18 protein-coding genes are annotated in these 18,742 nt (G+C 64.4%); 10 read left to right on the forward strand and 8 right to left on the reverse strand.

Annotated elements, in window-relative coordinates:
• Nucleotides 1-85: 85 nt before the first annotated feature.
• The 4 genes from PMI42_RS29120 (at nucleotide 86) to PMI42_RS29135 (ending at nucleotide 4,214) form a co-directional block, all read left to right on the forward strand.
• Entirely contained in the window at nucleotides 86-859 is a 774-nt protein-coding gene (locus tag PMI42_RS29120; RefSeq protein WP_008141091.1) for a Crp/Fnr family transcriptional regulator, read from the forward strand.
• Between the two features lie 165 nt (nucleotides 860-1,024).
• Entirely contained in the window at nucleotides 1,025-2,446 is a 1,422-nt protein-coding gene (locus PMI42_RS29125; protein WP_008141094.1) for an ABC transporter substrate-binding protein, read from the forward strand.
• Entirely contained in the window at nucleotides 2,443-3,345 is a 903-nt protein-coding gene (locus PMI42_RS29130) for an ABC transporter permease (RefSeq protein WP_008141095.1), read from the forward strand. Before PMI42_RS29125 ends, PMI42_RS29130 begins: the two co-directional genes overlap by 4 nt.
• Nucleotides 3,342-4,214, forward strand: coding sequence for an ABC transporter ATP-binding protein (locus tag PMI42_RS29135; protein WP_008141097.1), 873 nt, complete (start codon nucleotides 3,342-3,344; stop codon nucleotides 4,212-4,214). The genes PMI42_RS29130 and PMI42_RS29135 overlap by 4 nt, the downstream gene beginning before the upstream one ends.
• 183 nt (nucleotides 4,215-4,397) lie before the next feature.
• Here the strand turns inward: PMI42_RS29135 and PMI42_RS29140 are convergent, their stop codons facing one another.
• The 7 genes from PMI42_RS29140 to PMI42_RS29170 all read right to left on the reverse strand — a co-directional run bounded on the left by PMI42_RS29140 (nucleotide 4,398) and on the right by PMI42_RS29170 (nucleotide 10,707).
• Nucleotides 4,398-5,456, reverse strand: a complete 1,059-nt coding sequence (locus PMI42_RS29140) for a YeiH family protein (protein WP_008141100.1) — start codon at nucleotides 5,454-5,456, stop codon at nucleotides 4,398-4,400.
• 129 nt (nucleotides 5,457-5,585) lie between these two features.
• On the reverse strand, nucleotides 5,586-5,768 hold the full coding sequence (locus tag PMI42_RS39780) for a hypothetical protein (protein ID WP_240535295.1): 183 nt from the start codon (nucleotides 5,766-5,768) through the stop codon (nucleotides 5,586-5,588).
• A 202-nt stretch (nucleotides 5,769-5,970) separates the two neighbouring features.
• Complete coding sequence (locus tag PMI42_RS29150) at nucleotides 5,971-6,684, reverse strand: ABC transporter ATP-binding protein (protein WP_008141104.1); 714 nt, start codon at nucleotides 6,682-6,684, stop codon at nucleotides 5,971-5,973.
• Nucleotides 6,681-7,436 carry an ABC transporter ATP-binding protein gene (locus tag PMI42_RS29155; RefSeq protein WP_008141105.1) on the reverse strand — a complete coding sequence of 252 codons (756 nt, stop codon included), beginning with the start codon at nucleotides 7,434-7,436 and terminating at the stop codon, nucleotides 6,681-6,683. The genes PMI42_RS29150 and PMI42_RS29155 overlap by 4 nt, the downstream gene beginning before the upstream one ends.
• Nucleotides 7,437-7,438: 2 nt before the next feature.
• A complete protein-coding gene (locus PMI42_RS29160) occupies nucleotides 7,439-8,458 on the reverse strand; it encodes a branched-chain amino acid ABC transporter permease (protein ID WP_008141107.1) in 1,020 nt (339 codons plus the stop codon).
• Nucleotides 8,455-9,357, reverse strand: a complete 903-nt coding sequence (locus PMI42_RS29165; protein WP_035966968.1) for a branched-chain amino acid ABC transporter permease — start codon at nucleotides 9,355-9,357, stop codon at nucleotides 8,455-8,457. The genes PMI42_RS29160 and PMI42_RS29165 overlap by 4 nt, the downstream gene beginning before the upstream one ends.
• 90 nt (nucleotides 9,358-9,447) lie before the next feature.
• On the reverse strand, nucleotides 9,448-10,707 hold the full coding sequence (locus tag PMI42_RS29170) for an ABC transporter substrate-binding protein (protein ID WP_008141111.1): 1,260 nt from the start codon (nucleotides 10,705-10,707) through the stop codon (nucleotides 9,448-9,450).
• A gap of 170 nt (nucleotides 10,708-10,877) precedes the next feature.
• Here PMI42_RS29170 and PMI42_RS29175 point away from each other — a divergent pair, with 170 nt between their 5' ends.
• From PMI42_RS29175 to PMI42_RS29190, 4 genes are read left to right on the forward strand one after another with little or no spacing between them, the layout of a single operon-like run.
• Nucleotides 10,878-12,371 (forward strand): AMP-binding protein, encoded by a 1,494-nt coding sequence (locus tag PMI42_RS29175; protein ID WP_008141114.1) that lies wholly within the window; start codon nucleotides 10,878-10,880, stop codon nucleotides 12,369-12,371.
• Nucleotides 12,368-13,009: a TetR/AcrR family transcriptional regulator gene (locus PMI42_RS29180; protein ID WP_008141116.1), complete on the forward strand. Its 642-nt coding sequence runs from the start codon at nucleotides 12,368-12,370 to the stop codon at nucleotides 13,007-13,009. Before PMI42_RS29175 ends, PMI42_RS29180 begins: the two co-directional genes overlap by 4 nt.
• A complete protein-coding gene (locus tag PMI42_RS29185) occupies nucleotides 13,006-14,922 on the forward strand; it encodes a flavin-containing monooxygenase (RefSeq protein WP_008141118.1) in 1,917 nt (638 codons plus the stop codon). Before PMI42_RS29180 ends, PMI42_RS29185 begins: the two co-directional genes overlap by 4 nt.
• A gap of 11 nt (nucleotides 14,923-14,933) precedes the next feature.
• Nucleotides 14,934-15,569, forward strand: coding sequence for a 2-hydroxychromene-2-carboxylate isomerase (locus tag PMI42_RS29190; RefSeq protein ID WP_008141121.1), 636 nt, complete (start codon nucleotides 14,934-14,936; stop codon nucleotides 15,567-15,569).
• 3 nt (nucleotides 15,570-15,572) lie between these two features.
• On the opposite strand, the gene ald is transcribed toward PMI42_RS29190, so the two are convergent.
• Complete coding sequence (ald, locus tag PMI42_RS29195; protein ID WP_008141123.1) at nucleotides 15,573-16,688, reverse strand: alanine dehydrogenase; 1,116 nt, start codon at nucleotides 16,686-16,688, stop codon at nucleotides 15,573-15,575.
• 137 nt (nucleotides 16,689-16,825) lie between these two features.
• On the opposite strand from ald, the gene PMI42_RS29200 reads away from it, so the two are divergent.
• A complete protein-coding gene (locus PMI42_RS29200; protein WP_035966970.1) occupies nucleotides 16,826-17,305 on the forward strand; it encodes an Lrp/AsnC family transcriptional regulator in 480 nt (159 codons plus the stop codon).
• Between the two features lie 203 nt (nucleotides 17,306-17,508).
• Nucleotides 17,509-18,696 (forward strand): cupin domain-containing protein, encoded by a 1,188-nt coding sequence (locus PMI42_RS29205; protein WP_008141128.1) that lies wholly within the window; start codon nucleotides 17,509-17,511, stop codon nucleotides 18,694-18,696.
• Nucleotides 18,697-18,742: the final 46 nt, after the last annotated feature.

Below are 18,742 nucleotides of genomic sequence, written 5' to 3' on the forward strand. Positions count from 1 at the left end.
GGTCAAGCCGGGCGACGACAGCGGCGTAAAGCTGGCACGGACATTGCTCCTCTTTAGAACGATTTCAACGTTCCGGAGGCGGCTCATGTTGCAGGCGGCGAATGCGGTTCGCGGGGCTGTTCCCCCGGCAGTCCGGCCTGCGGGTGGTTCCTCGCTGCTGCTCACCGAGAACCAGCAATGGATCGGCGGGCCGCCGGCGCTGATGGACAAGCTGACGCCGCGCGAGCGGGAGCTGGTGCTGAAGCAGGGCCGGCGCAAGGTGCTCAATCGCGGCCAGACGCTGTTCAGCCAGGGCGGCAAGCATGACGGTATCTGGCTGATCGAGAGCGGGCGTATCCGGGTGTTCTACACCTCGCCGCTCGGACGCGAGATCACGCTCGCCTATTGGCATGTCGGCAATTTCGTCGGCGGACCCGAAGTGTTCGAAGGCACCGTGCATCAATGGTCCGGCGTTGCATCCAGCAATTGCAGCGTGGTGCACCTGCCCGGAAAGGAGCTGCGGTCGCTGGCCCTGGAGATCCCGAACCTCGCGATCGGTCTCATCGAAGGCCTCACCTTCAAGGGCAAATGCTACTCCGCGCTGGCCCAGATGCTTGGAACGCGCTCGATCACGCAGCGCCTCGCGCACCTGCTGCTGCACCTCGTCGAGCTCTACGGCGTCGAGGATGCCGACGGCCGGGTGATTGCGGCGGCCTTCACCCATGCCGACATCGCCCACATGGTCGGCGCGACCAGGCAATGGGTCACGATCAGCCTGAAGCGCATGCAGGAGAAGGGAATCGTCGTGACCAAGCGCTCGCAGATCGTGGTCTGCCGGCCCGACGTGCTGGAGGAGATGCGCGGTCAGGGCGCCGACTAACGCGGGTGCACAGGCAAGCGGCTTTATAGTGCAGGACTGCCCAAGGAGTATGCAATCAGCTTTTCCCGGCAACTAATCGACTGCGGTGCTCATTCCGGATTTGCCCTGCCCGAGCCCTCACCCAATCATGGCAACCACAGCACATCCAACCGAATGAGGATGAGAATGGCCCGCCATCTTCCCACGCTCTCGATCGCGATGTCGGTGACGTCGCTGGCGCTGGTTCTCGCGCAGCCGGCATTGGCGGAAACCGTCACGCTCGGCATCGGAACGCAGGACACCACGACCAACACCGTGACCGCCGGCGTCGTGATCCGCCAACTCAAGCTCCTCGAAAAGTATCTGCCGAAGGACGGCAAGTACGCCAACATCAAGTTCGAGATGGAATGGCAGAATTTCACCTCCGGCCCGCCCGTCACCAATGCGATGATGGCGAACAAGCTGCAGATCGGCATGATGGGCGACTATCCGCTGATCGTGAACGGCTTCACCTTCGACAGCAATCCGGAGAGCAAGAGCCGGCTGATCGGCATCGCCGCCTACAGCCTGTCCGGCTCCGGCAACGGCCTCGTCGTCCACAAGGACTCGCCCTATTACGATCTCGCCGATCTCAAAGGCAAGCTCGTCAGCGTGCCCTTCGGCTCCGCCGCGCACGGCATGGTGCTCAAGGCGATGCAGGATCGCGGCTACGCAGCAGATTTCTTCCAGCTCGTCAGCCAGAGCCCGGAGGTCGGCTCGACCAATCTCCAGGAAAAGAAGATCGACGCGCATGCCGACTTCGTTCCCTTCGCCGAGCTGCTGCCCTTCCGCGGCTTCGCGCGCAAGATCTTCGACGGCGTCGAGACCAATCTGCCGACCTTCCACGGCATCGTCGTCCGCACCGATTTCGCGGAAAAATATCCGGAGGTCGTCGTCGCCTATTTCAAGGCGCTGATCGCCGCCAACCAGTGGCTGCGCGACGATCCCAAGCTTGCCGCCGAGAAGATCCAGGAATGGACAGGGATCAACAAGGAGGTCGTCTACATCTTCTTAGGCCCCAGCGGCAACATGACGACCGATCCCACGATCAAGCCGGCGCTGATCGACGCAGCCGCGACCGACGTCAAGGTGCTCCAGAACCTCGGCCGCATGAAGGAGTTCGACCCGAAGAAGTGGGTCGACGACAGCTACATCCGCAAGGCTTATGCCGAGATGAAGCTCGACTATGACGCGCAGCTTGCGAGCACGAAGAACTACGAAATCACAGGCGAGGATTCCTTCTGCAAGAAGCCGATCGCCGATCCGCGCAAGGCCGGCGAGGTCTGGGTCGATGAAGCCGGCATCCTGCCCTTCTCATCCGCCAGCTGCACGCTCGGGGCCTATGCCGACTTCAAGGCCAAGGGCAAGAAGATCAACGTCGCCTACGTGTTCGACACCACCCGCGGCATCAAGCTGTTTGCCGACCAGGCCTTCTTCGCGGTCGGCAATGGCGAGGTCGCACCCTTCCTGCTGAAGAAGGACGCCGAAGCCTACGCCGCCAAGATCAGCGGCAAGGTGCTCGGCTTCGACGACGCGGTGAAGGCATCGGTCGGCGGAGGCAAGACGTGAGCAGTCCCGCCCTCGTCAGACATTCCGAGGACAGCATGCCGGCCATTGCAGAGGCGGGCCCCGCGCCCGCCGTCACGCCTCCCGCAACTCCGCCCTCGTTCGGCACGTTCGCGCTGCGCTGGTACCGGCTCAATCGGGCGGGCTTGCGCGCGATTGCGATCGGCATCATCTCGCTGCTCGCCTTCCTGCTGGTCTGGCACCTGCTCACGACCTATCGCGTCGTGTTCTTCGTCCGCTTCACCAACGTGCCCTCGCCGCTCGCGGTCTATGCGAGCTTCACCAAGGCGATCCACGACCCCAAATTCCTGATGCACATTCTGCTGAGCTGCCGGCGCATCCTCATGGGCTTCTCACTCGCCGCGATCGTCGGCGTGCCGCTTGGCCTGATCATGGGCCGCTTCAAGCTGGTGCACGAGATCATCTTCCCCGTGGCGGAGGTGCTGCGACCGATCCCGGCGATCGCCTGGGTGCCGATGGCGATCATGCTGTGGCCGACCAACGAGCAGAGCATCGTCTTCATCACCTTCCTCGGCTCGTTCTTCCCGATCCTGGTCAACACCCTGCACGGCATGACGCTGGTCGATCCCGTGCTGGTGCGTGCCGCGCAATGTCTTGGCGCACGCGAGCGCTCGATCTTCCGCGAAGTCTATTTCCCGGCGTCGCTGCCGCACATCTTCACCGGCCTCACCGTCGGCATGGGCGTGGCCTGGGTGTCGCTGATCGCGGCCGAGATGATCTCCGGCCAGTACGGCATCGGTTACTTTACGTGGGAAGCCTATTCGCTGGTGCAATATGCCGACATCGCACTCGGCATGATCGCGATCGGCGTGCTCGGCCTCGGATCGAGCCTGCTGATCCGCGGTGCCGGGCAATTGGTAATGCCGTGGAGGTCAAGATGAACGAGATCCTCACCAAGGCGCCGCAGGGCCATATCGAGGTCAGGAACTTCTCACTGAGCTATGACAGCATCGAGGGACCGGTCCAGGCCGTCACCGATACGCAGATCCACGTGAAGCCCGGCGAGTTCGTCTCGATCGTCGGCCCCTCCGGCTGCGGAAAATCGACGCTGCTCAATGCCGTCGCCGGCTTCCTCAAGCCAACGACGGGCGTGGTGACGGTCGATGGCGAGCCCGTCAATGGCCCCAGCGCTGAACGCGGCATGGTGTTCCAGCAATATTCGCTGTTTCCCTGGAAGACAGTGCGGGAGAACGTCGAGTTCGGTCTCAAGATGCGCGGCATGCCGCGCTCGCAGCGCGAGCGCGCCGCGCGCACGCTGCTCGGGCTCGCCGGTCTCGAGGCGTTCGAGAAGCATTATCCGGACAAGCTCTCGGGCGGCATGAAGCAGCGCGTCGGCATCGTGCGGGCGCTCGCGACGGGCCCGAAAGTGCTGCTGCTGGACGAGCCCTTCGGCGCGCTCGACGCGCAGACGCGCGTCATCATGCAGCAGATTCTCACCAACATGTGGCAGCGGCTGAAGATCTCGGTGCTGTTCGTCACCCACGACATCGACGAGGCGATCTTCCTGTCTGACCGCGTCTATTGCATGACCGCGCGCCCCGGCTCGATCAAGGCGGAGATCCCGATCCCGCTGGAGCGGCCGCGGCAGCAGGCGATGATGATGTCGTCGGAGTTTCTGGCGCTGCGCCGCGGACTGATGTCGCTGATCCGCGAGGAGAGCCTCAAGGCGATGGGCGGCGAGATCAGCGATATGGGCCTGCAGGGGCTGAACATCGAGCTGCACGGGCATTCGCTGGCGGATGTGATTTAGCGATCTGCCTTCCCTTCTCCCCTTGCGGGAGAAGGTGGCGCGAAGCGCCGGATGAGGGGTATCTCTCCTCACGCAAACTGCAACAGATTCACGTCCAGAGAGATACCCCTCACCCGTCTCGCCGCTACGCGGCGAGCCACCCTCTCCCGCAAGGGGAGAGGGTGCACCGTCCTCGCGGCACGATCACTTGAACCAGTGCACCAGCGCGATGCTGATCCCCAGCAGCAGCATCAGCGACAGCGTCACCGCGGCCGTTACCCTGCCGCCGACATTGGCAAGCACCTTCACGTCGACGCCGAGGCCGAGCGCGGCCATCGACACGACGGTGAGGAATCCCGTGATCCGCGTGATCGGAGCCACCACGGTGCCCGGCACGAGCTCCAGCGAGCGCAGCGTCGCCAGCGCAAGGAAGCCGAGGATGAACCACGGCACCAGGCGGAAGAAGCCGACATTGGTCTTCCTGGCGTCGGTCTGCCAGCGCGAGGCGACCAGGGAGAGGCCGACGACGACCGGCCCGAGCATCAGCACGCGCATCAGCTTCACCAGCGTGCCGATCTGCGTCGAGATGAGCCCGGCCGGCACCGTCGCGGCCAGCACCTGCGGCACGGCATAGACCGTGAGGCCTGCGAGAATGCCGTACTGCGTGGCGGACAGCTGCAACAGCGGGATCAGCAGCGGCAAGCCGAGCACCATCATCACGCCGAGGATCGCGGTGAAGGAGATCGAGGATGCGATCTCGTCGCTGGTGGCGCCGATGATCGGCGCGACGGCGGCGATCGCCGAATTGCCGCAGATCGAGTTGCCGCAGGCGATCAGGATCGACAGCCGGGTCGAGAGCCCCAGCAGACGGCTGATACCGAAGGAGACGCAGAGCGCGATGACGACGATCGCGGCGATCGAGGCCAGCAGCGCGATGCCCGAGGCCGCGATCGCGGCGAAGCTGATCGAGGCCCCCAGCAGCATGACGGCGACCTCGAGCAGCTGCTTGGCGCTGAAGGCGATGCCGGCCTGCCAGCGCGGCGCGGGCTTCCAGAAGCTGCGCAGCGCCATGCCGAGCAGAATCGCCATCACCAGCGCCTCGACATAGGGGTGCTCGAACACACCCAGTTCAAGGTGCTCGAGCAGGGCCGAAACGCCGGCTACGGCGATGCAGAGGAGAATGCCGGGAATCAGCGCGACGACGCGGCTAATGGCAGTGGTCGGCTTGGCGTCGGCCGGGCTGGATGCTTGATTCTGCGACACAAATCTCTCCCAGAGGAGAAAGATTTATACGCACGACGCTTCCATTGGGGAATAAGTTTTCGGCATATCAGGGCCGAGAGAAGTCCTGTCCTCAGCCGGAATAAACGGCCCCAGAAGATCAGGCGAGCCCTAGAAGATCAGGCTCTTGGCGAGCGAGGCGACCCGGCTGAAGCCGTCATAGACGCCCGGCTCGAAGAAGGCGGCGCGCGCCAGCACGATGCCCGCAACCAGGGACCAGAACACCGTGGTGCCGGCCCGCAGCAGGACTTTTGAGGCGCGCGACTGCGGCTGGGCGTCCGTTGCGGATGCCATCTGCTCGCCAAAGGGTTCGAAACCGGTGCGTTCCATAGCTTGCGCCAATCCATCAAATTCTGAACGGAATGTCGTCGTTTCGGCCCCAAACGGCAATGGAAGCGATTGGCGTATTTGCCCCCCGAAGGGGAAACTCCTTCCGTCTGGCGGTCCCGAGGCAATAGTTTTCTTCTTTTGGCCTATTTGGACACCGGCGGCCCGGCTACAGGGCCAGATAACGGCGCCGGATCGCCTCGTTGGCCTTCAACTCGTCGATTCCGGCGGCATAGACGATCTGGCCCTTGTCGATGATTGTGGCGTGGCTCGCCAGCCCCAGGCAGAAATGCATGTTCTGCTCGGCGATCAGCACGGTCGAGCCGATGCTGCGGAGCTGCCGCAGCAGCTCGCCGATCCGCTGCACGATGATCGGCGCGAGCCCCTCGCTCGGCTCGTCCAGAAGCAGCAGCGCCGGATTGCCCATCAGCGTACGCGCGATCGCGAGCATCTGCTGCTCGCCGCCCGACAAGCGCCCGGCGATGCGGTGGCGCAGCGGCTCCAGCAGCGGGAAGACTTCATAGATGCGCTTGATCGGCCATTCGTCCTGGCCCTCCGGCCCCTTCTTGCGACCGATGACGAGATTGTCCTCGACGCTGTGCTCCGGAAAGATCTGGCGGTCCTCCGGCACGAAGCCGAGGCCGGCGCGCGCGATCGTGTGCGGCTTGCGGCCCGATATCACCGCGCCGCGCAGGCTCACCCTGCCCCGCCGCGGCGGCGCCAGGCCCATGATCGCCTTCATGGTCGTCGACTTGCCGGCGCCGTTGCGGCCGAGCAGGGCCATGGTCTCGCCCTGCCGTACCGAGAGAGCGACGCCGAACAGGATCTGGCTGGTGCCGTAATAGACGTCGAGGTCGGCGACCTCGATGATGGCTGCGCTCATGCGGCGGCTCCCGCATGTTCGGTGCCGAGATAGGCCTCGATCACCGCATTGTTGTTGCGGATCTCGTCGGGCGTGCCGGTCGCGAGGATGCGACCGTAGCAGAGCACGACGATTTTCGGCGCGATCTTGAACACGATATCCATGTCATGTTCGATGAAGACAACGGTGATTTTTTGCGTCTCCCAGAGCTCGCGCACCTTGTCGATCATGCGCCAGCGCTCTTCCGGCCCCATGCCGGCGGTCGGCTCGTCCAGCAGCAGCACTTTTGGTTCGAGCACCAGCGCCAGCGCGATGTCGAGCAGTTTCTGGTCGCCATGCGACAGCGTCGCTGCGGTCCGGTTGCGCTTGCCGGCGAGACCCAGCAGCTCCATCACGTGTTCGGCGCGGTCGCGCGTCTCCGGCAGCGGGAAGCGCTTATGCAATACCGCGGATGAGCGCTGGTCGGCGCTGACGGCGGCGAGCATGGTCTCCTGCACCGTCAGCGATTTGAAGATGCTGGCGACCTGGAAGGCACGGCCGATGCCGTGGCGCACGATCTCCGGCGGCGAGCGGCCGGCGAGATCGACGCCGTCGAGCAGCACCTGCCCGGAATCCGGTCGCAAGGCGCCGGTGATCAGGTTGAAGAAGGTGCTCTTGCCGGCGCCGTTCGGGCCGATCACCGCGGTGAGCGAGCCGTCGGGGAAATCGAGCGTGACGTCGTTGGTCGCCTTCACGCCACCGAAGGACTTTGCGAGGTTGCGGATTTCAAGCATGGCTAGCGCCCCTCGCCCGCGTCGCGCCGGTGCGAAAACCATTCGGTGACGAAATCGAGCAGGCCTTTGCGCAGGCCCAGCGCGAAGAACAGGATGACCACGCCGAGCACGATGCCGTGATACTCGGTGAACCGCGTCACAGTGTCGTTGAGCAGCAGCAGCAACACGGTGCCGACCATCGGCCCCAAAAATGTCGAGACGCCGCCGAGCATGTTGATGAAGATGGCCTCGCCCGAGATGGTCCAATAGGCGAATTCCGGATAGGCGCCGGAGACGAACAGCGCCATCACCATGCCGCCCATCGACGCGAACAGCGCCGCCAGCACGAACACGGTGAGCTTGGCGCGCCAGACGTCGATCCCAAGGAAGCTCGCCCGCGCGGCGTTGTCGCGGATCATGCGGAGCGTGTAGCCGAACGGCGACTGCGCAATCTGGCGCATCGCGAGCAGGCCGAGGATCAGCAGAGCGCAGCTCGCGATATAAAGATGGACGTGGTTGGCGAGATTAATGCCAAAGAATGCAGGGCGCGGAATGCCGCCGCGCAGACCCTGGTCGCCGCCGGTGAAGGAGGCCCAGGACAGAATGGTCGAGTGGATCAGCATCTGGAACGCCAGCGTGACGAAGGCGAAGTAGATCTCCTTCAATCGCACGCAGATCGCGCCGATCACCGCGGCGATGATCGCCGTGATCACCAGCGTCGCGACGAAGGCGACGGGAATCGGCAAGCCGAGCTTCTGCATGATCAGGCCAAAGCTGTAGGCACCGAGGCCGAAGAACATGCCGTGGCCGAACGAGGTCAGGCCGGTATAGCCGACCAAGAGATTGAGCGAGGACGCAAACAGTCCGTAAGCCGAACAGCGGATGACGAAGTCGAGCAGCGCCTTGCTGCCGGTGAAGAGCGGCAGGCTCGCCAGCACGGCGAAGGCGATCAGCGCAATCAGGACGTCGCGATAGCGGTGCAACGCCGCACTGCCGCGCACCGGCGCCAACGTCTCGGCGCGTCCGGCCTCGAGCTCGGTCATGCCGCCTCCTTGCCGAACAGGCCGGTGGGCTTTGAGACCAGCACGATCACCATGAACAGGTACATCAGGCCTTCCGTGAACAGGGGAAAGCCGAGTGAGCCAAACGACCTGATCAGGCCAAGCAGCAGCGCGCCAACCAGCGCGCCGACAATCGAGCCCATGCCGCCGATCACGGTGACGATGAAGGATTCGATCAGCACCGAGAATCCCATGCCGGGGGTCAGCGAGCGCACCGGCGCGGCCAGCGCACCGGCAAGGCCGGCCAGCATGCCGCCGAGCGCGAACACGCCGCCATAGATCAGGCCGGTGTTGATGCCGAGCGCCGACACCATGCCGGGATTATGCGCGGCGGCGCGGATCACCTTGCCGATGCGGCTGCGCGATAGGCCGATGCCGAGCACGATGGCCGCGACGAGCGCGACGCCGATCAGCAGCAGATAATAAGGCGGCACCACGCCGCCTGCGATGAACAGCGGCATCACCTGGAATGCCGCCGGCATGCCCATCGACTTGAATTCCGGCCCCCAGATGATGCGCACGACGTCGTCGAAGATCAGCACGAAGGCATAGCAGACGAGCAGCTGCATCAGCACGTCAGCGCCATAGACGCGGCTCATGAACACGCGCTCGAAGATCAGGCCGAGGATCGCGGTGCCCGCCGCGCCGGCCAGCATGGCGAGCGCAAAGCTCCCGGTGAGATGATAGGCCGTCATCGCAAAATAGGCGCCGAACATGTAGAAGGCGCCGTGGCTGAAATTGACCACCTTGAGCACGCCGAAGATCAGCGTCAGCCCGACCGCGACCAGGAACAGCAGCATGCCGATGATGAGGCCGCTGGTGGTTTGCGTCACCAGGCAGGCGGAGCTGGAGAGGCAGCCGGTGAGCGCGTCGAGATCCACGGGAGCACTTTCATTGCAGCGCGCCCGACGGGGCGCGAGAAGCCAAACGAAGGCGGCGGAGAGGGTCACCCGTCTCCGCCGCGCATCGGATCAGGTGTAGCCCTTGCTCTTCTTCCACTCGGCCTCGAGCTCGAAGATGGTCTTCCAGTCGCCGGCCTTGACCTCGGGCACATAGGGCTCCTGCGGGATCGTGGTGCCCCAGCCGATGGCGTAGCCGACCAGCGTATGGTCGTCGCCGCGCATGGTCACGGTGCCGTCGGCGCCGAACGGGCACTTGATGGTGAGGCCCTTCAGCACTTCCGCGATCTTCTTGCCGTCTGTGGAGTTCGCCTTCTTGGCGGCCTCGGCGAGGAACATCACCGCGGTCGCGTTCTGCCACGACCAGTTGGTCGGATACTCGTTGTACTTGGCCTTGTAGGCATCGCCCCACGCGGCGTTCTCCGGCGTGGTCGGGAACGTCTTGATGTAGCGGTTGCCGGAGTGGATGCCCTTGGGCAGGTTCTTCACCACGGTCAGAGCGGTGTAGTCGGCCATGTTGACCGCAAACACCTCCATCTGGCTAAACATCGCGTAGATGTTGGCCTGGTCGATGTAGGAGGTGAGATCGCCGCCCCACAGGCAGGAATACAGCGCCTGCGGCTTGGCCTGCAAAATCTTCGTCACTACCTCGGTGTAGTCGGGCTGAAACAGCTTTGGCCAGGACTCGCTGATCACTTCGACGTCGGGCGCGAAGCGCTTCAGGTACAGCGTGAACTCGCCGGTGGTGTCGCGGCCATAGGCATAATCGGGCGAGCAGGTCGCCCATTTCTTCAGACCCTTGGCCTTGGAGATCGCAGCCGCGTAACTGCCGCCGACGATGGAATCGTGGATGCCCTGGCGCACGCAGCGGAACGCATTCGGGATGTGCTGCTTGGGATCGGCGGTAAGCGAGGACGCTTCCGAGCAGGTATGAATGCAGAGCACGCCGAGATCGCGCGCGACCTCATGCACAGCGAATGATCCGGACGACGCCTCGCCGTCGAGCAATAGTTCGCAGCCGTCGGTATTGACGAGTTCGCGCGCGACGCGGGCCGCTTCCTGCGGCTGGCCCTTGGAATCGCGGACCACCATCTCGATCTGCCGACCGGCAAGGCCGCCCGCGGCATTGACCTTGTCGACCTCGAGCATCACCGCATTGCGCGATGACGTGCCGAGCTGCGCGACGCGGCCCGACAGGATCGTCGGCATGCCGATCTTGATGGTCTTGGCCTGTGCGCGCGCTACCCAAGGCGCGGCAACACTCATCGCACCGGCGCCCATCAGCGCCAATGTTGAACGGCGGCTGATGCCCGGCCTGCGGGGTCTCGTCATTTTTCCCTCCCTCTGTCGGGTCGGCGTTTCCAAATCCCTGTCGGAGATCGTCTCGTCTCCGTGTTCCCAACAATTTCAGAGGCAGGGGGTGACGTCAAGACAAACATGAATTATGAGTCATTATTCATCGAGGGAGGACGCGAGGCCGGCAATCGGCCCGAAACCGCAGAATGATCAACCTTTCGAGCTTCATCGCCTTCCATGCCCGGCGGACGCCGGACCGGCCCGCGCTGAAATACCGCGGCGAGGAGATCGCCTATGCCGTGTTCGACGCGCGTATCCGGCGCGTGGCCGGCTGGCTTGCCGCGCAGGGTATCGGCGCCGGCGATGTCGTGGCTGTGCTGATGAAGAACAGCGCGGCATTCCTGGAGCTGGTGTTCGCGACCAGCCATCTCGGCGCGGTGTTTCTGCCGATCAATTTTCGTCTTTCGCGCGATGAGGTTGGCTACATCGCGGGCAATGCCGGCGCTCGGCTGTTGATCGCCGATGAGGAACTGGCCGCGAACGCAGCAGGCGCGAAGATCGTCGTGCTGAACGAAGCCGCGCAGCAGAGCGTCACGCGCCTCGCGGGCGACGCGCCGCACGCCCCGATGCATGTCCGCCAGCCATCCGACCTGATGCGGCTGATGTACACCTCGGGTACGACCGACCGTCCCAAGGGCGTGATGCTCACTTACGATAATTTCTACTGGAAGTCGGCGGACCAGACCATCGCGCTTGGCTTGAGCGCCGAGACACGCCTGCTCGTCGTTGGCCCGCTCTATCACGTCGGCGCGCTCGACCTGCCCGGCATCGCCGTGCTCTGGCATGGCGGCTTCATCCGCATCGAGCGCAATTTCGAGCCGGAGACCGCGCTTGGCGCGATCGCCGAGGACCAGCTCAACGCGGCATGGTTCGCGCCTGTGATGACCACCGCGATGCTGACCTGCCCCACGCGCGAGCGTTACGACGTCTCCAGCTTGAAATGGGCGATTGGCGGCGGCGAGAAGACGCCGGAGCTGCGCATCCGCGCCTTCTCGAACTGCTTCCGCAATGCGCGCTATATCGACGCCTATGGCCTCACTGAGACCGTCGGTGGCGACACTTTCATGGACGCCGGCCGCGAGATCGAGAAGATCGGCTCGACCGGGCGTGCCATCGCCCATGTCCAGATCGAGATCCGCGACGAGGACGGCAAGGCGCTGCCGCCGAACGTCAACGGCGAGATCTGCCTGCGCGGTCCCAAGATCACGCGCGGCTACTGGAAGGATCCGGACAAGACAGCGGCCGCCTTCTTCGGCGACTGGTTCCGCAGCGGCGACGTCGGCTATCTCGACGACGAGGGCTTTCTGTACCTGACCGACCGCAAGAAGGACATGATCATCTCCGGCGGCGAGAACATCGCCTCCTCCGAGGTCGAGCGCGTCATCTACGATCTGCCTGGAGTGCGCGAGGTCGCCGTGATCGGCCTGCGCGATGCGCGCTGGGGCGAGCGGCCGGTCGCCATCGTCGTGCTGGCCGAAGGCGCGCGCCTCGAGCTGCCTGCCCTCACAAAACACTGCCGCGCGCGGCTGGCGAGTTTCAAGGTTCCGAGAGAGCTGATCATTCGCGACAGCCTGCCGCGTAATCCGAGTGGAAAAATTCTCAAGCGCGTGCTGCGCGCCGAGCTGGAGACGTCTGAATGACGCAAGCCAATGCCAAGGTCACGAAACTCAACCGCGTCGAGCGCAACGCCTGGACCAAGCAGAAGATTTTTGACGCCGCCACCAAGGTCGTTGGCAAGCATGGTTATGCCGAAGCCTCCGTCGCCCGCATCACCGAAGAGGCCGGCGTCGCGCAAGGCACGTTCTACAATCATTTCGAAAACCGCCAGGAGCTGCTCGACCAGTTGTTGCCGAAGATCGGCCTCGACATGGTCGAGTTCATCCGCGCCCGCACCGGCACGGCGGATGCGGCACGGCAGGAGATCGCGCGCTTCTCGGCCTTCTTCGACTTCATCCGCGAGGTGCCGGAATTCCTGCGCATCCTCAACGAGGCCGAATTCTTTGCGCCGAACGGCTACCAGAAGCATCTCGACAACATCTCGGTCGCCTATGTCCGCATCTTGCGTCGCGCGCGCCGTTCGGGCGCGATCGCGGATTACAGCGACGAGGAATTCGAGGCCATCGTCCACATGCTGATGGGCTCGCGCGGCTATCTCAGCCGCCGCTACTCCTATTCGGAAGGCGGCGTCACCGCCGTTCCCGACCACGTCATCTCCGCCTATCGCAAGCTGATGACGCGCGGCCTCTTCAATGCCTCCGGAGATCAGGATACGCCATGAACATCGCATCTCCACACCTGCCGCTCGACCTCACGTCTGCGATCGCCGAGGGCGATATCCGCTGCCTGTTGATGGTGCTCGTGCACATGACGGGCGACGCGAAATGGCTGGAGCCGCCCTACCTGCCCAAGCGCGACATCCGCCTCATCCCCGATCCCGAGGCCGGGGTACCGAAGGAGGTTCAGGACGAAATCCGCGCCGCCGTCGTCAAGCTGTTTGCCAACGGCGCGCCGAAGCCAGTCATCAGCGATCCCGGCGACGAACTGCTGTTGAAGATGATGCGTGCCTGCCTCGGCGAGAACGTCGCGCCGGAATACGCGCCCCTGATGCGGGAGGAAATGGGTTTTGTGGCGCGCGAGCCGCAATGGACCAAGCGTCCCTCCGACGAGAAGCTTGCCGGCCAGCACGTGCTGATCGTCGGCGCCGGCGTCTGCGCCATTGCGCTCGGCGTCGCCCTCGGCCATCTCGGCATCCCCTACACCATCGTCGAGAAGAACGAGGAGCTCGGCGGTACCTGGTGGATCAACCGATATCCCGGCTGCGGCGTCGACACGCCGAACCATTCCTATTCCTATTCGTTCGGCTCGGGCAACGCATGGACGCGCTATTTCTGCCAGCGCGAGGAACTGCTCGGCTATTTGCTGAAGGTGGCCGACGAATACGGCATCCGCAAGCATCTGCGCGTCAACACCGAGCTGACCTCGTCGCGTTGGGACGAGAGCAGGCGGCGCTGGATCTCGACGCTCAAGACGAAAGACGGCGAAGAGACCTTCGAATCCACCGCGCTGGTCTCGGCCATCGGCCAGCTCAACGATCCCTCGCGCGCGCACTTCAAGGGCGAGGAGAGCTTCAAGGGCACGATCCTGCATTCGGCGCTGTGGACGAGTGACCTCAATCTCGACGGCAAGCATGTCGCCGTGATCGGCACCGGCGCGACATCGATGCAGCTGGTGCCGGCGATTGCCGGCCGCGTCGCCTCCGTCACGGTCTATCAGCGCAGCGCGCAATGGGCGCGGCCGGTGAAGGGCTATGCCGATCCGATCAGCGAGGGCGCGCGCTGGCTGCTGGCGCATCTGCCGTTCTATGTGCAGTGGTACCGCTTCAACATGTTCTGGCGTTACGGTGATGGGCTCTTGCCGTTCCTGCGCAAGGACCCGGCCTGGCCGCATCCCGAGCGCGCCGTCAACAAGGGCAACGACCGGCATCGCCAGGAGCTGACCAATTTCGTCCTCACCGAGTTGAAGGACCGGCCGGACCTGATCGAAAAATGCGTGCCGACCTATCCGCCCTACGGCAAGCGCATCCTGCTCGACAACAACTGGTTCAAGACGCTCACGCGGGACAATGTCGAGCTCGTCACCGACGCGATCGACCGTTTCGACCGCGACGGCATCATCACCGCGGACGGCGAGCATCGCCCCGCCGACATCGTCGTGGTCGCCACCGGCTTCAAGGTGACGGAGATGGCGGCGCGCCTCAATATCAGCGGCCGCGGCGGCAAGGATTTGCGCGAGGCATGGGGTCACGACAATCCGACCGCATTCCTCGGCCTCACCGTGCCTGACTTCCCCAATTTCTTCTGCATGCTCGGTCCCAATTCCGGCCCGGCGCATGGCGGCAGCGTCATCTTCCAGTCGGAATGCCAGAGCCGCTACATCTCCGCGTGCCTTGCCGGCATGATCGAGCACGACATCGCCGCGATCGATGTCCGCCCGGACGTGCTCGACGATTACATTCGCAAGGTCGATGCCGAGCATGAGGGCATGATCTGGACTCATCCGGGCATGAGCACCTATTATCGCAATTCGAGCGGCCGCGTGTTCTCGGCGATGCCATGGCGGTTCGTGGATTACTGGCGCATGACGCACGATCCGGATCTGGGGCAGTATCGGCTGACGAAAGCGGAAGCTTAGAGAGGCTCACGATGCCCAAGCCGATCGTCCGCATCTACACCGACTACAAGAGCCCCTACGCGTTCGTCGCCAACAAGCGTCTGTTCGAGCTCGAACAGACGCACGGCGTCGAACTGGAATGGCTACCCTACACGCTCCGCATCGCCGAGTTCATGGGGAAGGTCGAGGAGCGCACGCCGCACTTCTGGCGCAAGGTGCGCTACGCCTATATGGACGCGCGGCGCTATGCCAATGCGCAGGGGCTCGTCATGAAGGGGCCGCGACGGATCTACGATGCCTTCCACGCCAGCGTCGGCATGCTGTTCGCCCAACGGCACGGCTTCTTCCGCCCCTACCACGACACCGTGTTCCGCAAATTCTGGAGCCATGAGCTGGAGATCGACGATCTCGCCGCAATCACCGACATCATCACGTCGTGCGACGGCTCGGCCAGCGCGTTCGAGGCCTATGTCCACGGCCCCGCCCGCGCCGAGCATGACCGCATCATCGATGAGGCCGAAGCACTCGGCGTGTTCGGCGTACCCACCATGGTGTTCAATGGCGAGCTGTTCTGGGGCGGCGACCGCATCGACATGCTGATCGAGCGGATCGAGAAGCCCGAGACGATCGAGGCCGCTCTCGGCAGCCGGCACCGCAAGCCGGCGTAAACGCTACGCCGCCAGCCCGCTCCCGACGGGCGCAAATTCCAGCCCGAGGCTTTCGGCCACCGCCTTGTTGGTGATGCGGCCGCGATGCACGTTCAGCCCGTTGCGCAGGTGCGGATTTTCCAGCACCGCGGCAAAACCCTTGTTCGCCAGCATCAGGCCGAACGGCAGCGTCGCGTTGTTCAGCGCCTGGCTGGACGTCACCGGCACCGCACCGGGCATGTTGGCGACGCAATAATGCACGACGCCGTCGACCTCGTAGGTCGGATCGGTGTGCGTGGTCGCATGCGAGGTCTCGAAGCAGCCGCCCTGGTCGATCGCGACGTCAACCAGCACCGCTCCCGGCCGCATCGATTTGAGCATCGCTCGCGTGACGAGCTTTGGCGCGCTGGCGCCCGGCACCAGCACAGCGCCAATCACGACGTCGGCGGCGAACACCTCCTCCTCGACCAACTCGATGGTCGAAAAGCGGGTGCGCACGCGTCCGGCAAAGAGATCGTCCAGTTCGCGCAAGCGGGGAATGGAGCGGTCGATCACGGTGACTTCCGCGCCGAGGCCCGCCGCCATGCGCGCGGCCTGTGTTCCCACCACGCCGCCGCCGAGCACGACGACCCGCGCCGGCTGCACGCCGGGGACGCCACCGAGCAGCAGCCCGCGGCCGCCGGCAGATCGCTTGAGCGCGGCGCCGGCTGCCTCGATGGCGAGGCGGCCGGCGACTTCGCTCATCGGCGCAAGCAGGGGGAGGTGACCGGCCGCGTCGGTGACGGTTTCATAGGCGATCGCAGTGCAACCGGAGGCGAGCAGGCCCTTGGCCTGCTCGGGATCCGGTGCGAGATGCAGGTAAGTAAACAGGATCTGGCTTTCGCGGAGCTGGGCCCACTCGCTTGCCTGCGGCTCCTTCACCTTCACGATCATGTCGGACCTGGCAAAGATGTCGCGCGCGCTGTCGGCAATCGCGGCCCCTGCCCGCCGATACACCTCGTCGGACGCGCCGATGCCGCTGCCCGCGCCGGTCTCGACCGTCACCTGGTGGCCGGCCGCGACATACTCACGGGCAGCGCCCGGGGTGAGCCCGACGCGATATTCCTGCACCTTGATCTCCCTGGGCACACCGACACGCATCCTGAGCTCCTTCGCATTGATTCCGGCGCTGATCGTAGCGAGAGCGCCGGTTTGGTTTCGTGCAAATATCCGCTAGGTTCGTCCCCACCGCGCCGGTTTCGAGCGCGGATGTGCCCTTTTGCGCCGGAAACGAAACATTGGCCCTCGACCGGAAAGATCTCGCCATCCTCGCGGAACTCACAACCAATGCGCGGGCGAGCCATACCGAGCTTGCCACCAAGGTCGGGCTGTCGAGCACGGCGCTGGCGCGGCGGCAGAAGGTGCTGGAGGACGACGGCTACATCCAGGCCTATCAGGCCGCGCTGGACCTCTCCCAGTTCGGCCTCACAACGACGGTGCTGGTCCGCATCGCGCTGGAGAGCCAGAGCGACGAGGCGCTGAAGGCGTTCGAGGCGGAGGTGGTGAAATGCCCCTCCGTCGTGCGCTGCTTCCTGATGTCGGGGACCGACGACTACATCCTGATCGTGCTCGCCCGCGACATCCAGGATTTCGAGCGCATCCACCGCACCGAGCTGTCGCGCCTGCCGCGCGTCGCACGCGTGCAATCGAGCTTCGCTCTGCGCGAGGTGGTCAACCGCGCCGTGCCGACGGTCGTGTTCGGCGAGGCGAAGCGGTAGCCGAGTCGCTCGTCGTCCGGACTGCGCTGTCAAGCGCACCGCTTCACAACACGTTTCATTCCATCATCAAGGATAATTGAGCTGCCATCTCAACCCAATGGTTGACGCAGAACGGGCCCGTTCATCCGACCCAGAAGATGGGACGCGAGGCACAGCAGGTCTCGCGGTCCCTTCATACAACCATCAGATTTTTGGGGCCTTCGATGTTCAAATCCAGCCGTCGTGTCTTCATTCAATCCGTTGCATTCGGTGCTGGCGTCCTCGGCGCCGCCAAATCCGCGCTCGCAGCGCCGGACGGACATGCCGCCGGCTACGACGTTGCTCCCGCATCCGACTTCCTGAAGACGATCCCGCGAAAATCCGGCGATCCCGTGGTGTTCACCGCCTCTCTCGACAAGGGACCGATCAAGGCCACCTCCGGCGGCTGGGCGCGCGAAGTCACGACCCGCACCCTGCCGCTCGCGACCGGCATTGCCGGCGCGCATCTTTTCGTCAACGCGGGCGGCGCCCGGGAAATGCATTGGCACAATTCGGCCGAATGGGCCTATGTCGTCGACGGCCATTGCCAGGTGACGGTGGTCGATCCCGAGGGCCAACTCGAAATCGTCAATCTCGCACCCGGCGATCTCTGGTACTTCCCGAAAGGTCACAGCCACGCCATCCAGACGCTCGGGACTGCCCCCTGTCACGCCATCCTCGCCTTCGACGACGGGCTATACTCCGAGCACGGCACATTCGGGATCAGCGACTGGATGAGCCGCTACGACGCCCCCACCCTGTCGCAGGCGTTGGGCGTGTCCGCGGAGATGTTGGGCGCCAATCCAAAGGCCGAGACCTACATCATGCAGGGCGAGGTGCTGGCGCTCGATGGTCCGCAGGCGAAGCTCGCCCGGCCGCTGGACCGCGACCGGACCCACCGCTTCGCGCTGATGTCGCAGAAGCCGCGCGTGAGCACGGCCGGCGGCCAACTCTACGTGGCCTCCGCCAAGGAGTTTCCGGTCTCGAGCGCCATGACCGGAACGATGCTCAAGCTCAAGCCGGGCGCGATGCACGAGCCGCATTGGCACACCAACGCCAACGAATGGCACTATGTGCTGAAGGGACGCGCGCGCGTCACCCTGTTCGCATCCGACAAGCGTGTCGCCGTCGCCGAGCTTTCGGCCGGGGAATGCGCCTATATCCCCAGCAATTGCGGACATTCCATTCAGAACATCGGCAACGAGGACGCCGAACTCGTCGGTGCGCTCGACAGCGGCGCGTACCATGAAAGCAGTCTGGGCGACTGGCTGGCCAAGGCGCCGCGGCACCTGCTGGCCAACAATTTCGGCGTTGCGGAGGCGGCGGTGGTGAACTTCGGGCGCAAGCGCATGGTCATCGCCAGCGCGAGCTGACCGCTTCGTCACGCACGAACGGCTGTCATCCAACTGTCATCGAATG

The sequence above is a fragment of the Bradyrhizobium sp. YR681 genome, from assembly GCF_000282615.1.
Taxonomy (GTDB): Bacteria; Pseudomonadota; Alphaproteobacteria; order Rhizobiales; family Xanthobacteraceae; genus Bradyrhizobium.

Coding starts and splice junctions, on each gene's coding strand:
- PMI42_RS29205 (WP_008141128.1), top strand. CDS start 17,509: ATGTTCAAATCCAGCCGTCGTGTCTTCATTCAATCCGTTGCATTCGGT.
- PMI42_RS29125 (WP_008141094.1), top strand. CDS start 1,025: ATGGCCCGCCATCTTCCCACGCTCTCGATCGCGATGTCGGTGACGTCG.
- PMI42_RS29150 (WP_008141104.1), bottom strand. CDS start 6,684: ATGAGCGCAGCCATCATCGAGGTCGCCGACCTCGACGTCTATTACGGC.
- PMI42_RS39780 (WP_240535295.1), bottom strand. CDS start 5,768: ATGGCATCCGCAACGGACGCCCAGCCGCAGTCGCGCGCCTCAAAAGTC.
- PMI42_RS29155 (WP_008141105.1), bottom strand. CDS start 7,436: ATGCTTGAAATCCGCAACCTCGCAAAGTCCTTCGGTGGCGTGAAGGCG.
- ald (WP_008141123.1), bottom strand. CDS start 16,688: ATGCGTGTCGGTGTGCCCAGGGAGATCAAGGTGCAGGAATATCGCGTC.
- PMI42_RS29175 (WP_008141114.1), top strand. CDS start 10,878: ATGATCAACCTTTCGAGCTTCATCGCCTTCCATGCCCGGCGGACGCCG.
- PMI42_RS29135 (WP_008141097.1), top strand. CDS start 3,342: ATGAACGAGATCCTCACCAAGGCGCCGCAGGGCCATATCGAGGTCAGG.
- PMI42_RS29160 (WP_008141107.1), bottom strand. CDS start 8,458: ATGACCGAGCTCGAGGCCGGACGCGCCGAGACGTTGGCGCCGGTGCGC.
- PMI42_RS29180 (WP_008141116.1), top strand. CDS start 12,368: ATGACGCAAGCCAATGCCAAGGTCACGAAACTCAACCGCGTCGAGCGC.
- PMI42_RS29120 (WP_008141091.1), top strand. CDS start 86: ATGTTGCAGGCGGCGAATGCGGTTCGCGGGGCTGTTCCCCCGGCAGTC.
- PMI42_RS29190 (WP_008141121.1), top strand. CDS start 14,934: ATGCCCAAGCCGATCGTCCGCATCTACACCGACTACAAGAGCCCCTAC.
- PMI42_RS29185 (WP_008141118.1), top strand. CDS start 13,006: ATGAACATCGCATCTCCACACCTGCCGCTCGACCTCACGTCTGCGATC.
- PMI42_RS29170 (WP_008141111.1), bottom strand. CDS start 10,707: ATGACGAGACCCCGCAGGCCGGGCATCAGCCGCCGTTCAACATTGGCG.